Consider the following 13,259-nt stretch of genomic DNA (forward strand, 5'->3'; position numbering starts at 1 on the left):
CTCCGCACCCAAGATGCGATCTCCATCCGTTCGCGGACGCACCGCCTCCAGTGGCGGGCGTTTGAAGCGGCGCACATTCTATGGACGCCGATCGTGTGTAAAGGGGGTCTTCTCCGAGGCCGGAAAATCGGCTCCGGAGCGATTGGCACGTTTCTTCATCGGAAACGCGGCCGGAACATCTTTTCAGCGCCGTCCGCACAACGGACTTGACGGGGAGATTCGGGTGTCTCGCGGCGCTTCGCGTGTCCGGAAGGACAACGGAATCCGGGAGGACTTCCGCTTCGAAAGGCAATGGAGATCAGAGCAGGCCGCGCGCCTTGACGTGCAGGTAGGTGTTGATGGCCGCGGCGCCGAAGCCCTGGGCCGGCGCACGCACCACGAGCACGCCTGCGTCCCGCAGTGTGAGCGTGGTGCGCCGGGAGTCTTCCTCCAGGCGCGCGGCGGCTTGCCGGGTGTAGGCCTCCTGGGGAGAGTGGGGCACCTGGGTGGCGGCGGCCCGCAAGTCTTCGTCCCGCAGCGAGGCCACCACGGGCAGGTGGCGCGGGCGCAGCATGAGGGTGCGGGTGACGAGCGTGCCCGAGGCGCCCGGGTCCAACAGGTCCGTGAAGAGCACCACCAGGGTGCGGCGCGAGGTGCGCGCGAAGGCGAAGTCGTAGGCCCGGCCGTAGTCGCTCTCCTCGAAGGAGGCCTCGGCGCGGTAGAGCGCCTCGGTGAGCAGGCGCAGGTGCTCGTGGCCTTTGCGCGGGGGCAGGTAGGTGCGCACCTCGCTGGCGAAGGCCAGCACGCCCACCAGGTCGCCCGCATCCAGCCCCACCTTGGCCACGCGCAGCGCCGCGTCCACCGCGTGGTCCAGCTTGCGGCGGCCGTCCACCTGGCCCGCCATGTGGCGCCCGCAGTCGAGCAGCAGCAGCACGGGCTGGTTCCGCTCGGGCTGGTACACGCGCACCATGGTGCGGGAGCGCCGCGCGGAGGCCTTCCAGTCGATGGTGCGGTAGTCGTCTCCCAGGTGGTACTCGCGCAGGCTCTCGAACTCGCGGCCCTCGCCGGGACGGCGCTGGGAGCGCTCGGAGGAAGCCTCCGAGGCGAGCGCCAGCGCCAGTGCCTCCTGGGTGAGCGCGGTGAGGTCCGGGTACACCTTCACCGTCTGGGCCGCGGGCACGCGCACCTGGCGGGCGCACAACCCCAGGGGCCCGGCGAGCCGCAGGTGCAGGTCTCCGAAGCGGAGGTCTCCCCGGGTGAGCGGGTGCACGGCATAGGTGAGCCGGAGGGGGCCCGCCTCCGGGGACAGGGCGAAGGGGAGCCGGTGTCCCCGCGCCTCCACGTCCGCCGGGGCTTCGTCCCTCACCTCGCCTTGGAGGGGGCCCTTGCGGTGGCCCGTGAGCTCCAGGTGGACAGGGTTGTCCACGCCGGAGCGGAGGATGGGCTCCAGCACGCGCCGGGCGTCCACCTCGGAGGCCTGGGGGGCGAGAAAGAAGTCCACCGCGCACAGCACGAGGACCGCCACATCGAGCGCGAGCGCCAGCCAGGCGAACACGGGGCTGGCGACGGCGAGGGCCGCGGGCACGAGGGCCACCGCCAGCAGCGCCACGGCAAGCCCGGTGGGAACGGGACGGCCTGGGCTCACCGGGGGACCTGTACCTGCTCCAGCGTCTGCTTCAGCACCTCGTCGGCGGTGACGCCCTCGACTTCGGCCTCGGCCTTGAGCAGGAGGCGGTGGTTGAGGACGCTGGGCACCACGTCCTTCACGTCATCCGGGGTGACGAAGTCCGTGCCCCTCAGGGCCGCGCGCGCCTTGGCCGCCGCCAGCACCGCCTGCGCCGAGCGGGGCGAGGCGCCCAGGCGGATGCGGGGGTGGGCGCGCGTCTGGCGGATGAGCGTCACCACATACGAGAGGATGGACTCGTCGCAGGTGACGCGGGCCGCCCGGAGCTGCAGCTCCGCGAGGGTGGGAGCCTCCAGCACGCGGTCCACCGTGGCGGGCTTTCCCTCGCGCTGGTGGAAGCCCCGCAGCATGGCCATCTCGGAGACCGCCTCCGGGTAGCCCACGCGCACGCGCATGAGGAAGCGGTCGAGCTGGGCCTCCGGCAGCGGGTAGGTGCCCTCCAACTCCAGCGGGTTCTGGGTGGCCACCACGAAGAAGGGCGGCGGAAGCGGGTGGGTGACGCCGTCGATGGTGACCTGGCGCTCCTCCATGGCCTCCAGGAGCGCGGCCTGGGTCTTCGGCGGGGTGCGGTTGATTTCATCCGCGACCAGCACCTCGGTGAAGACGGGGCCGCGCATCAGCCGGAAGGCGTTGTCGGCGGGGTGGAAGACGTTCGTGCCGAGGATGTCGCTCGGCATCAGGTCCGGGGTGAACTGGACGCGGGTGAAGGCCAGGCCCAGCGCGGAGGCCATGCTGCGCGCGGTGAGCGTCTTGGCCACGCCGGGCACGCCCTCCAGCAGCACGTGGCCTCGCGCCAGGAAGGCGGTCACCAGGTCCGCGATGACGTGGGGCTGGCCAAGCACCGTGGCTTCGAGCGCCGCGGTGAGGCGGGAGAGGGGCGTGCCGCTGGACATCTTACGAGCGCTCCTTGAGCCCCATCAGCGAGCCTGTCAGCGCCCCGATGGCGCCCAGCAGGGCCAGGAACACGCCGAAGCTGGCCGAGGAGTTCTCCACCATCTGGTTGCCGATGGGGGAGGCCACCACGGTGGAGTCGCTGGCGAGCCGGATGGAGATGAGGGTGAAGAAGATGCAGAAGACCGACACCCCGAGCTGAATCACCCACGGGGCCAGCGGGTGGAGGCTCGGCAGGGTCCGGCGCACCCGCACGGCGATGGCGGCGATGATGGCGGCGCCTCCCACCAGCGCCACCGCGCCGATGCTCAGCAGCCCCAGGATTTCTCCGTCCTCGGCCGTCTCCTTCCAGGGCAGGAAGCAGGAGATGATGATGGCCGCGGCGCCCGCGAAGGTGATCTTGTCCGAGCGCGTCAGCCCGCCCACGAACGCGCGCGCATCGCTGATGACCTCCTCGGGGGCGACGATCTTCCCGGTGTGGTGGTAGGCGCCGGCGCTCGAGGAAGGGGGCGGCAGGAGCGGCTTGCGCGGATCCGCGTCGTCCAGCTCGGCTTCGGGTTCCGGCTCAGGGGCCCGCCGGGCGGTGGGCGCGGCGCGGGAAGCGGGCCGGGACGGCGGGGGGCGGGACGGGGCGCGGCTCGGGGCGATGTCCTTCACGCTCTTGATCTGGGTCGCGTCCTCCGGTGGGGCGGCCTCCCGGGGCGGGACCGCGGCACGGGGACCTGACCGGTTCGCCGCGGGCCGCGCGCCGGTTCTTCCCGCGGCGGTGCCTGCACCGCCCCGCGCGTTCGTGGAGACCTTGCTCGAGGTGCCCGCAGCGGTCGAACGCCGGGCTGGGCGCGGTGGGGGCGCGGACTGTCGCGGGTCCTCTCCGGCTCCCGTGACTTCGTCGTCGTCATTGCTTCCTGGTGGGGGCTCCGAGGACAGGAAGGATGCGTCGATGATGTAGTCGCACTTGGGGCAGATGGACGTGCCATCCGCGACCTGGGTGCCACAACCAGGGCAATTCAGGGCCAGCGCTCCTTGCCAGGAAGACGGTCGCCCATCTTCGGGGGACGCCTCGCTCAAGTCAAACGGCTTGCGGCCTAACCCCTGGATTTCAGCGGGCTTTTGGCCTACGTCCAGCGGATGCTCCCCTTGCTCTCGCGGCTGTGCGCTTGCGTCGTGGCGCTGCTCCTTCCCGTGGCGTGTGTCCGTGCGGTGGCGCCGCCGGGGGCAGGGGACCGCGAGGCGCTGGCCCAGGTGGAGGACTGGGAGGATCGCCGCTCGCTGGGGGACGGGCAGCTCGTGGCCTGGGCCGGGGGGGCGCGCGGCACCGCCGTGCGGATCCGTGCGCTGCGGGCCCTGGCGCGCATTCAGGATGCCTCCACGCTGGAGGTCATCCTCGCGGGGCTTGCCACCGCCGAGCCGTCCGTCCGGGAGGAGGCCGCCTTCGCCGCGGGCGAGCTGGCCCTCTCCTGGGAGCCTTTGCCAGAGGAGCAGAAGGCCCGGATGACGGAGGCGCTGCGCGAGGCCGAGGCGAAGGAACCGGAAGAGGGAGTCCAGCGGGCCCTGCTGGAGGCCTTCAGCAAGCTGGGGACGCCGGGAGCGATTCACCGGCTCATCGAGCGGCTGAAGGAGGCGCACGGCCGTGCGGGGCGGGCCGCGCTCGCGCTGGGCGTGTCGGGGCGCCGGGGCGCTTCGCTCACGGAGGTGCCACTGGAGCCCGTGAAGGCGTTGCTCGGGGCGGATCAGCCCGTGGAGACGCGCTACGGGGCGGCCTACCTGCTGGTTTACGTGAAGCGGCCCGAGGCGCTGGCGCCGCTGCGGCACTGCCTGTCGGACGCGGATCCCGACGTCCGGGCCCTGTGTGCGAAGGGCTTCGGGGAGGGGGCGGGGCCGGAGGAGGTGACGGCCCTGGCGCGTCTGCTGGAGGACCCCACGCCCCGCGTGGCGGCCGAAGCGGCGCGGACGCTGAGCCGGTGGGCCTCGGCGTGCAGCACCGCGTGTCCGCCCCTGGAGGCGCTGGGGGCCTTGCGCCAGGAGGCCCGGCGCGTGGCCTCGGGCACCTCCGCGTCCGCACATGCGATCCTGGCGGTGGCCCAGCAGGGGCTACCCCGGGCAGGGCGGCCCGTGCTGGAGGCCTTGCGCCGCGCGCTGGCGGAGGCAGGACCGCCCGCCTCGGAGACCGCGGCCGAGGATGTGGCGTGGCTCGACTGCCGGCTCGCCGCGGCGATGGACCGGCAAACCGGGACCCTCGCGCAGGTGCTGTCCTGCGGGGGCGGACGGATTCCCGAGGCGCGGCGGTGGGCGCTGGGCCTGCGCGAGCTGGCCCAGACTCAGGTCCCCGAGGGCGCCCAGAGCGCGGTGCCGGGCTTGAGCCATGCGGACGCGAGGGTGCGGCTGGCCGCCCTGGACGCGGTGGCCGCCCGCCCGGTCCCCGAGGCCGTGGCGCCCGTGCGGGCCCTCTTGAAGGGAGAGGACTCGGTGGTGGCGGGCATGGCGGCGGCCACGGTGGGGAAGATGAAGGTCCTCGACGCTCTGCCGGAGGTCCATGCGCTGGCGGCGCGGGTGCCCCAGGAGCCGGACCTGGCGGAGCCCGTGGCGGGAGCGCTCGTGGCGCTGGAGGGCAAGGCCGCCGAGCCCGTGCTGCGCGGGTGGCTGGTGCATCCCCACGCCAACGTGCGCCGCGTGGCGGCGGAGGCCCTCACGGGGCTGACGGGCCAGCCGGTCCGTTCCGCGCGTGTGGAGTCGCCGCCGGGGACCCGCAGGCCGCCCGCCGCACCCCCGGGCGCCACGTTGATCTTCCGCACGCGCAAGGGGGACATCACCGTCGCGCTGGATGCTGCCCAGGCGCCCCTCACCTCGGGCAACCTCCATGCGCTGGCCCGACAGGGGTACTTCCGGGGAATCAGCTTCCACCGCGTGGTGCCCGACTTCGTCGCGCAGGGGGGCGATCCACGAGGGGACGGGGAGGGCGGGCCCGGCTATTCCATCCGCTGCGAGATGACGCGCCGGGCCTACCGGCGGGGCGTCATCGGCATGGCGCTGGCGGGCAAGGACACCGGGGGCAGCCAATTCTTCTTCACCCACGCGCCGCAGCCGCACCTGGACGGCCGGTACACCGCCTTCGGCGAGGTGACGGCGGGCATGGAGGTGGTGGATGCCTTGCTCGAAGGCGACGTCATCCTGGAGGTGCGGGCGGAACCCTGAGCGCGGGCTCAGGAGCCGGTGGCGAGCGCGGGCACCTGGAGCGGGGTGCCAAAGCGCCGCTGCTCACTGGCCTCCATGGCTTCCACTTCGGAGCGGATGCGCAGCCACTCCTCGTCGGGAACCCGGAGGAACGCCTCGGCGAGCACCGGATCGAACTGCGTGCCCGCGCAGCGCTGAATCTCGTCCTTGGCCACCTGCAGCGGCCGGCCCTTGCGGTAGGGCCGGTCCGAGGTGATGGCATCCAGGGTGTCCACGATGGCGAAGATGCGCGCGCCGATGACGATGGACTTGCCGGAGAGCTTCTCGGGATAGCCCTTGCCGTCCCAGCGCTCCTGGTGCTGCAGGACGATGAGCGAGGCGTCGTGCAGGTAGGGAATCTTCGCCAGCATCCGGTAGCCGAACTCCGGGTGCTTGCGCATCTCCTCCCATTCCTCGGGCGTCAGCGGCCCCGGCTTGAGGAGGATGGAGTCGCGCACGCCAATCTTGCCGATGTCATGCAGCAGCGCGCCCTGCTCGACGATGTCCAGCGCCACCCCGGTGAGGCCGCTCTCCTGCGCCAGCCGCCGGGCATAGAGCGAGACGCGCCGCGAGTGCCACTGGGTCTCCGTGTCGCGGTAGTCCAGGGCGCTGATGAGCCCATCGAGCAGCCCCGTGGTGCGCTCCACCACGTGGCGCTCCAGGCTCTGGTTGATGACGGTCAGCTCCTCGTTCTTCTCGGCCACCTCGCGCGTGAGCCGGGCGTTGGTCTCCACCAGCCGGTAGTGCTCGAACGCCTGGCGCACGCTGCTCGTCAGGTCCGGCAACGTCCACGGCTTGCCCAGCAGCCGGTAGACTTCCCCGCGGTTGACGGCCTCCGAGGCGGTGCGGAAATCGGCGGCGGCCGTGAGCATCAGCCGCACCGCGCGCGGGTTCTTCTCCCGGAGCGCGCTCAGCAGCTCGATGCCATTGAGGTAGGGCATCATGAAGTCCGTGAGGACGACCTGAAAACCCTCTTCCCGTGCCGCTTGGACGGGATCGCTGTGGGTGACGACCTGATACCCCTCTGCCACGAAGATGCGGGAGAGCGCGGCGAGGATGCGCACGTCGTCATCCACCACGAGGATGCGGTCCATTGTTCACGGGCTCCGAGGGGAGAGGGGGTGCCTGGAGCCGTCTTTATACACGTCTTCACTCAGCCTCAGACAGACCCCCCAGGCCGTGGGATTTGCCGCGTCCTCCCAGCCTTCAATCCGTGGAAATCATTGGAGGGCTCCTTTGTCCGGAGGTCCGTATCAACCAACTGGCGCTTGCCTGCCCCAGTGGGGTGGTTTATGGTGCGCCAAGGCGCGTTTTTTGAGCCTAACCCCTTGAATTCTGGAGAGTTCTCCGATGGCGAAAGTGCCCACAGGGCCTGTCCCGGTGGTGATCATGGGGCTTGGCTTCATCGGGCAGGAGATCGCCCGGGCGGCGCTTGCCTCCTCGGAGGTCGAGCTCATTGGCGCGGTGGATACCCATCCCCAGCTCGTGGGCCGGCCTCTCTCGGAGGTGCTCGGCCAGCCGGCCGGCAAGCTGAAGATCTCCGAGTCGCTGGAGAAGGCCGTGGGGCGGCGCAAGGGCACGGTGCTGTTGCACGCGACGGGCTCCCGGCTGCCGGTCATCATGCCGCAGCTGCTGGAGGCGCTGAAGCTGGGCCTGCCGGTGGTGTCCACCTGCGAGGAGCTGGCGTTTCCCTTCCTCAAGCACCCGGAGCTGGCCGAGCAGCTCGACCAGGCCGCGCAGGAGGCGGGCGTGGCGGTGCTGGGCACGGGCGTCAACCCTGGCTTCCTGATGGACCGGCTGGTGGCGACGGTGGGGCAGGCGTGTGGCCCGGTCCGGCGCGTCACCGTGACGCGGGTGGTGGATGCGCGCACGCGCCGCGAGGCGCTGCAGCGCAAGGTGGGCGCGGGGCTGTCGGAGGAGGAGTTCTTCGAGCTGGTGGACAAGGAGCAGCTTGGCCACGTGGGCCTGCTCGAGTCGGCGGCGCTCTGCGCGCTGGGGCTGGGGCTGGACTGTGACGACTACGAGGAGGAGGTCGCCCCGGTGTTCGCCGAGGAGGACATCTCCGGCGGGGCGTTTGCCGTGCGCCAGGGGCGCGTGGCGGGCATGTACCAGTCCGTGGTGGGCTTCGAGGAAGGACAGGAGCGGGTCAGGTTGGAGCTGACCATCGCCGTGGGGGCCGAGGAGCCCAAGGACCGCATCGAGATCGACGCGGAGCCACGGCTGGTTGTGGAGATCCCGGGGGGAGTGGCGGGGGACCGGGCCACCGCGCATACGCTGGTGAACGCCGCGCCACGATTGACGGCCGCGGAGGCCGGGCTGCTGACCGTGCTCGAACTTCCAGCTGGCCGCTGAGAGTCAACGGAGGGGCAATGTTGGACAAGAATGCGATCGGCCGTCTGTCGCCGCCGACGCTCAATGAGGTCGAGAAGGGTGCCATCCGGCGGTTCGCCGAGGCGCTCGGCGATTACAACCCCATCTACTACGACGAGGAGTATGCCCGGGCATCGGGGTATCCCACCATCGTGGCGCCACCCACGTTCCCCGCGTCGTTCCACTCCGCGGCGGACCTGCGCGAGCTGCTCGGGGTGGGCATCAAGAGCCTGCTGCATGCCGAGCAGGGCTTCGAGTACGAGCGGCCCATCTTCGCCGGGGACCGCATCTACGTGGCCACCAAGGTGGCCGACGTGCTCGAGCGCTCGGGGCCCGCGGGCAAGATGGACGTCGCGGTCATCGAGGACGAGGGCCGGGACGAGGAAGGAAACCTCGTCTTCCGCGCCCGCCGCACCCTCATCGTCCGCGCAGCCAAGGAGAACGCCTGATGCCCGCGCGCAAGCTCTACTTCGAAGCCATCCGCGTCGGCGACGAGCTGCCGGCGCTCGCCAAGGCGCCGGTGGACCGCGTCCAGCTGTCCCGCTACGCGGGCGCCAGCGGCGACTACAACCCCGTGCACGTGGACGAGGTGTACGCCAAGAGCGTGGGCATGCCCTCCGTGTACGCGCCCGGCATGCTCATCATGGGCATGCTGGGCCAGCTCATCAGCGACTGGGCCCGCGGCGGCCAGCTGCGCCGCTACGGCGTGCGCTTCATCAAGATGGTGTGGCCGGGCGACACCGTCGTCTGCAAGGGCCGGGTGAGCGACCGGCACGGCTCGGGCGGCCGCTACTTCGTCGAGATCGACCTGTGGGCGGAGAACCAGCGCGGCGAGCTGCTCATGAAGGGGCAGGCGGCCATCCAGCTCTTCTACTCGCTGGAGGATGAGAACCGGCAGCGCTCCGGCCAGAGCCCCATCGTGGTGGAGGTGCCGCGCGAGAGCATCCTCGCCCCCGGCGCCACCCCGGACAGCGCTCCGGCGGCACCGGCCGAGGAGACGGGGGCCAAGAAGGCGCCCGGCTCCAAGAAGTCCGCGAAGACGGCCACCGAGGCCTCCCACCCGGACGCCGAGGGGACCAAGAAGCACAAGAAGTGACAGTCCTCGCCAGGCGGCCAGGGGCGGTTTGACCGCCCCTCAACGCGAGGCGTCACTTCCGGTTGACTCTCGAATCAATCGACGTAAAGTTTCCGGTGTCTCAGGGCGCCGCTGACACATGTGTGTGCATGGCCAGGCAGCGAGCCCCTTCATGACGGGGAGAAGCCATGTCCGCCGGAATCAACCACTACAAGACCGACCTTCGAGAGATCTTCTTCACCCTTTTCGAGCAGTTTGGCGTTGGCCAGCTCCTGGGCCAGGCGCCCTTCGAGGCCTGGGGCCCGGATGAGGCGAAGGCGGTGCTCGAGGCCACCTACCGCTTCGCCAAGGATGTGCTGGGGCCTCTGAACGCCTCGGCGGACCGGGAAGGCTGCCGGGTGGAGAACGGCTCGGTCGTCACGCCCAAGGGCTTCAAGGACGCCTGGAAGCAGCTCTATGAGCAGGGCTTCAAGACGGTCGGTGTGAGCACGGAGCACGGCGGCCAGGGCGGGCCGATGATGCTGCAGATGGCCGTGGAGGAGATGCTCTGCGGGGCCAACACCGCCTTCAACATGTACCCGGGGCTGGCCTACGGCGCGGCGGAGGTGGTGGCCGAGTGCGGCACCCCCGAGCAGAAGCACAAGTACGTGGAGAAGATGCAGAATGGCACCTGGGGCGGCACCATGTGCCTCACCGAGCCGCAGGCGGGCTCGGACGTGGGCGCGGCCAAGTCGACGGCCCGCCGCAACGCGGACGGCACCTACAACATCCGCGGAACCAAGATCTTCATCTCCGCGGGAGACCATGATCTCACCGAGAACATCATCCACTTGGTGCTGGCGCGCGTGGATGGGGCCTCGGTGGGCACCAAGGGCCTGTCGCTGTTCATCGTCCCCAAGCTGCGCCTCAACGCGGATGGCTCCGCGGGTCAGCCCAACGACGTGACGCTGGGCTCCATCGAGCACAAGATGGGCATCAACGGCTCGGCCACGTGTGTGCTCAACTTCGGCGAGAACGACGCGTGCGTGGGCGAGCTCGTGGGCAGTGTCGAGCACGTCGGCATGAGCCAGATGTTCAAGCTGATGAACGGGGCGCGCATCGCCGTGGGCACCCAGGGCGTGGCGCTGGCCTCGGCCGCCTACTACAACGCGCTCGACTACGCGAAGGAGCGCAAGCAGGGCGGCAACTTCACCAAGTGGAAGGACCCCTCCTCGCCCCGCGTGCCCATCATCGAGCACCCGGACGTGCGCCGCATGCTGCTGGAGATGAAGTCGCACGTGGAGGGCATCCGCGCGCTCATCTTCAAGCTGGCGATGCACACGGACAAGGCGCGGCAGCTCGCGGGCAAGGACGATGACAAGGCGGCCTACCACCGCGGCCAGGTGGAGGTGCTCACCCCGCTGGTGAAGTCGTATGGCTCGGACCAGGCCTTCCGCCTGTGTGCCCAGGCCATTCAGATCTACGGCGGCGCGGGCTTCTGCAAGGACTACCCGGTGGAGCAGTACTGCCGCGACTCGAAGATCTTCTCCATCTACGAGGGCACCAACCACATCCAGGCCATGGACCTGGTGGGCCGCAAGCTGGGCCAGGCCGGCGGCTCGTACTTCCAGCAGTTCATGGAGGACGTGGGCGGCTTCATCGAGGCCAACCGCGACCACAAGACGTTCGGCACCGAGGTGAAGGCGCTGGCGGCGGCCCAGGAGGGGCTGATGTCGAGCGCGATGGCGCTGCTGGGCTGGTCGCAGGACCCGGCCAAGACGCAGCTCATCCCCCTGTCGGCCAACCGCTTCCTGCAGATGATGTCCGAGGTGGCCGTGGGCTGGCTGCTGCTGGACGCGGCGGTGCTGGCGGAGAAGTCCATGGCGGGCCTCTCCGAGAGCAACCCGGACCGGGCCTTCTACGAGGGCAAGAAGTGGAGCGCCCTGTGGTACGCGCGCAACGTGCTTCCCACCGTGGAGCAGTCCGCGCGGCTGATGGCGCTCGAGGATGCCTCGCCGATGGACATCCCGGACGCCGCCTTCTCGGCGGCCTAGTCCGGGCGTGTTCCTGAACGGGCCCCGCGTCCCTTGAGGGAGGCGGGGCTCGGCCGTTTCCAGGGGGGGAGCCGGGCGCTAAGGTGCCCGTCGCGCCCATGAACCTCTCCCCGCCCGTCACGCCCCCCTCCCAGCTCATCCGGGTCCTGCGGGAACTCGGCTACGCCGTGCTCAGCCGCGAGGGCCTGTGTGAACGGGTGGGAACCCCGGCCGCCGCGCTCGATGCGCTGAGGCCCACGTGGGACGCGCTGCCCGCCGACACCTACCTGCGCGATGGGGGCCGCTACCGCTCGCGCCGCCACGCGTGCTTCATCGTGGAGGGAGAGGCCGTCACCGCCGTGCCGCCCCGGGCGCACTGGCAGCCCGTCGAATACAACGCGCTGCACGGCGGCCTGGAGCGCTGGTTCGAGCCGATGCTCTCCGCGGTCGTCACCCAGGAGCCCTGGCGGCAACTGCTGCGGGGGCTCGCCGCGTGCTGCTCGGAGCTGAAGGGCGCGCAGCCCTGGTACGTCGAGGCGCACCAGTTCCGCATCGACACGGCGGACGGCATCGGCCGGCCGACGCCGGAGGGCGCCCACCGGGATGGCGTGGACTTCGTCGCCGTGCTGCTGGTGGGGCGCGAGGGCATCAAGGGCGGCGAGACGCGCGTGTTCGAGGCCGAGGGCCCGCGTGGTATCCGCTTCACGCTGACCGAGCCATGGTCCGCGCTGCTGCTGGATGACGAGCGGGTCATCCACGAGAGCACCCCCATCCAGCCGCTGGCGGAGCGGGGCCACCGGGACACGCTGGTGCTGACCTTCCGCGCCAGGGCGTTCCAGGGCCCCGCGGCCCCGTGAGAACGCCTCGCTACCGGCAGTCCGTGCGCCGTGAGGACAAGGCCTCGCGCAACACCTTGTGTGCGCCGCGCAGCGCCTCCTCGGTGGTGGCCCAGTCCACGCACGCATCGGTCACCGAGCAGCCGTAGCGCAGCTTCGACAGGTCCGCGGGGATGGGCTGGTTGCCGGCCTCCAGGAAGCTCTCGACCATCAGGCCCACCACGGAGCGGTTGCCGTCGCGGATCTGATGCACCACATCGCGCATCACCAGCGGCTGCAGCTCCGGCTTCTTCCAGGAGTTGGCGTGGGAGCAGTCCACCACGACGTTGCAGGGCAGCTTGGCCTTGGTGAGGGCCTGCTCAGCCAGGGCGATGGACACCGTGTCGTAGTTGGGACGCCCGCCGCCGCCGCGCAGCACCAGGTGGCTGTAGGCGTTGCCGCCCGTGCGGATGATGGCCGCCTCGCCCTTCTCGTTGAGTCCCAGGAAGCTGTGGGGGTGCGAGGCGGAGAGGATGCCGTTGATGGCCGCGTCCAGCGCGCCGTCCGTCCCGTTCTTGAAGCCCACGGGCGTCGACAGCCCCGAGGCCATCTCGCGGTGCGTCTGCGACTCCGCGGTGCGCGCGCCGATCGCCGTCCAGGAGATCAAATCGCCGTAGTACTGCGGCGCGATGGGATCCAACGCCTCGGTCGCCGCGGGCAGGCCCAGCTCGGCCACGTCCCTCAGGAAGCGGCGGCCCCGCTCCATGCCCTCCTCGATGTGGAAGGAGTCATCCATCCGCGGATCATTGATGAAGCCCTTCCAGCCCGTGGAGGTGCGCGGCTTCTCGAAGTAGACGCGCATCACCACCTGGATCGACTCCCGGACATCGTCGGCGAGCCGCTTCAGCCGGCGCGCGTAGTCGAGGCCTGCCTCCGGATCATGAATGGAGCAGGGGCCCACGATGACGAACACCCGCGGATCCTTGCGGTTCAGGATGTCCATCAGCGAGCGGCGCCCGGCCAGTACGGCCTCGGCGGCGCGCTCGGTCAGCGGCACCCGCTCCTTGATCTCGGCGGGGGACGGCATGTGGTCGAAACCAACGACATTCAAATTTTCTGTGCGAGCGGTCATAGGCGGTCCCCCCCATCTTTGCCGAGAGAGCGGGCTGAATTCCAAGGATTTGCAGTGTTTCACTGTAAACACTGGAATCCTGGCCCCGTGG

The 13,259-nt window shown here is 70.5% G+C and carries 11 protein-coding genes; 6 read left to right on the forward strand and 5 right to left on the reverse strand.

The genetic code is table 11. From position 1 onward, the window contains the following. Nucleotides 1-298: 298 nt before the first annotated feature. Genes KY661_RS33310 through KY661_RS33320 form a run of 3 tightly spaced genes read right to left on the reverse strand, consistent with a single transcriptional unit; the run spans nt 299 to nt 3,622 of the window. The gene (locus KY661_RS33310) at nt 299-1,624 is read right to left on the reverse strand and encodes a DUF58 domain-containing protein (protein ID WP_225414030.1); all 1,326 of its coding nucleotides are present in this window, start codon (nt 1,622-1,624) and stop codon (nt 299-301) included. After that, nucleotides 1,621-2,556 (reverse strand): AAA family ATPase, encoded by a 936-nt coding sequence (locus tag KY661_RS33315; RefSeq protein ID WP_225414031.1) that lies wholly within the window; start codon nt 2,554-2,556, stop codon nt 1,621-1,623. The genes KY661_RS33310 and KY661_RS33315 overlap by 4 nt, the downstream gene beginning before the upstream one ends. A 1-nt stretch (nt 2,557) precedes the next feature. Next, nucleotides 2,558-3,622, reverse strand: a complete 1,065-nt coding sequence (locus tag KY661_RS33320) for a zinc ribbon domain-containing protein (RefSeq protein ID WP_225414032.1) — start codon at nt 3,620-3,622, stop codon at nt 2,558-2,560. Between the two features lie 60 nt (nt 3,623-3,682). Here KY661_RS33320 and KY661_RS33325 point away from each other — a divergent pair, with 60 nt between their 5' ends. Next, a complete protein-coding gene (locus KY661_RS33325) occupies nt 3,683-5,746 on the forward strand; it encodes a peptidylprolyl isomerase (protein WP_225414062.1) in 2,064 nt (687 codons plus the stop codon). Between the two features lie 8 nt (nt 5,747-5,754). On the opposite strand, the gene KY661_RS33330 is transcribed toward KY661_RS33325, so the two are convergent. Further along, the gene (locus KY661_RS33330) at nt 5,755-6,858 is read right to left on the reverse strand and encodes an HD domain-containing phosphohydrolase (protein ID WP_225414033.1); all 1,104 of its coding nucleotides are present in this window, start codon (nt 6,856-6,858) and stop codon (nt 5,755-5,757) included. Nucleotides 6,859-7,114: 256 nt separating this feature from the next. Between KY661_RS33330 and KY661_RS33335 the strand changes: the two genes are divergently transcribed. The 5 genes from KY661_RS33335 (at nt 7,115) to KY661_RS33355 (ending at nt 12,078) form a co-directional block, all read left to right on the forward strand. Next, nucleotides 7,115-8,116: an NAD(P)H-dependent amine dehydrogenase family protein gene (locus KY661_RS33335; RefSeq protein ID WP_225414034.1), complete on the forward strand. Its 1,002-nt coding sequence runs from the start codon at nt 7,115-7,117 to the stop codon at nt 8,114-8,116. A 17-nt stretch (nt 8,117-8,133) separates the two neighbouring features. Next, nucleotides 8,134-8,583: a MaoC family dehydratase N-terminal domain-containing protein gene (locus tag KY661_RS33340; protein ID WP_075008381.1), complete on the forward strand. Its 450-nt coding sequence runs from the start codon at nt 8,134-8,136 to the stop codon at nt 8,581-8,583. Continuing rightward, nucleotides 8,583-9,230 (forward strand): MaoC family dehydratase, encoded by a 648-nt coding sequence (locus KY661_RS33345; protein ID WP_225414035.1) that lies wholly within the window; start codon nt 8,583-8,585, stop codon nt 9,228-9,230. The genes KY661_RS33340 and KY661_RS33345 overlap by 1 nt, the downstream gene beginning before the upstream one ends. Before the next feature lie 167 nt (nt 9,231-9,397). After that, nucleotides 9,398-11,242 (forward strand): acyl-CoA dehydrogenase, encoded by a 1,845-nt coding sequence (locus KY661_RS33350; RefSeq protein WP_225414036.1) that lies wholly within the window; start codon nt 9,398-9,400, stop codon nt 11,240-11,242. 98 nt (nt 11,243-11,340) lie between these two features. After that, nucleotides 11,341-12,078 carry a 2OG-Fe dioxygenase family protein gene (locus KY661_RS33355; RefSeq protein WP_225414037.1) on the forward strand — a complete coding sequence of 246 codons (738 nt, stop codon included), beginning with the start codon at nt 11,341-11,343 and terminating at the stop codon, nt 12,076-12,078. A gap of 10 nt (nt 12,079-12,088) precedes the next feature. Here the strand turns inward: KY661_RS33355 and KY661_RS33360 are convergent, their stop codons facing one another. Continuing rightward, nucleotides 12,089-13,168, reverse strand: coding sequence for a 3-deoxy-7-phosphoheptulonate synthase (locus tag KY661_RS33360; protein ID WP_075008377.1), 1,080 nt, complete (start codon nt 13,166-13,168; stop codon nt 12,089-12,091). Nucleotides 13,169-13,259: the final 91 nt, after the last annotated feature.

It is taken from the genome of Allostigmatella hybrida (assembly GCF_020103775.1).
Classification (GTDB): Bacteria; Myxococcota; Myxococcia; order Myxococcales; family Myxococcaceae; genus Hyalangium; species Hyalangium aurantiaca.

What these genes read in the sequence shown, in the direction of transcription:
- KY661_RS33315 (WP_225414031.1), bottom strand. Translation starts at nt 2,556, where the DNA reads ATGTCCAGCGGCACGCCCCTCTCCCGCCTCACCGCGGCGCTCGAAGCC.
- KY661_RS33350 (WP_225414036.1), top strand. Translation starts at nt 9,398, where the DNA reads ATGTCCGCCGGAATCAACCACTACAAGACCGACCTTCGAGAGATCTTC.
- KY661_RS33335 (WP_225414034.1), top strand. Translation starts at nt 7,115, where the DNA reads ATGGCGAAAGTGCCCACAGGGCCTGTCCCGGTGGTGATCATGGGGCTT.
- KY661_RS33355 (WP_225414037.1), top strand. Translation starts at nt 11,341, where the DNA reads ATGAACCTCTCCCCGCCCGTCACGCCCCCCTCCCAGCTCATCCGGGTC.
- KY661_RS33325 (WP_225414062.1), top strand. Translation starts at nt 3,683, where the DNA reads ATGCTCCCCTTGCTCTCGCGGCTGTGCGCTTGCGTCGTGGCGCTGCTC.
- KY661_RS33345 (WP_225414035.1), top strand. Translation starts at nt 8,583, where the DNA reads ATGCCCGCGCGCAAGCTCTACTTCGAAGCCATCCGCGTCGGCGACGAG.
- KY661_RS33330 (WP_225414033.1), bottom strand. Translation starts at nt 6,858, where the DNA reads ATGGACCGCATCCTCGTGGTGGATGACGACGTGCGCATCCTCGCCGCG.
- KY661_RS33360 (WP_075008377.1), bottom strand. Translation starts at nt 13,168, where the DNA reads ATGACCGCTCGCACAGAAAATTTGAATGTCGTTGGTTTCGACCACATG.
- KY661_RS33340 (WP_075008381.1), top strand. Translation starts at nt 8,134, where the DNA reads ATGTTGGACAAGAATGCGATCGGCCGTCTGTCGCCGCCGACGCTCAAT.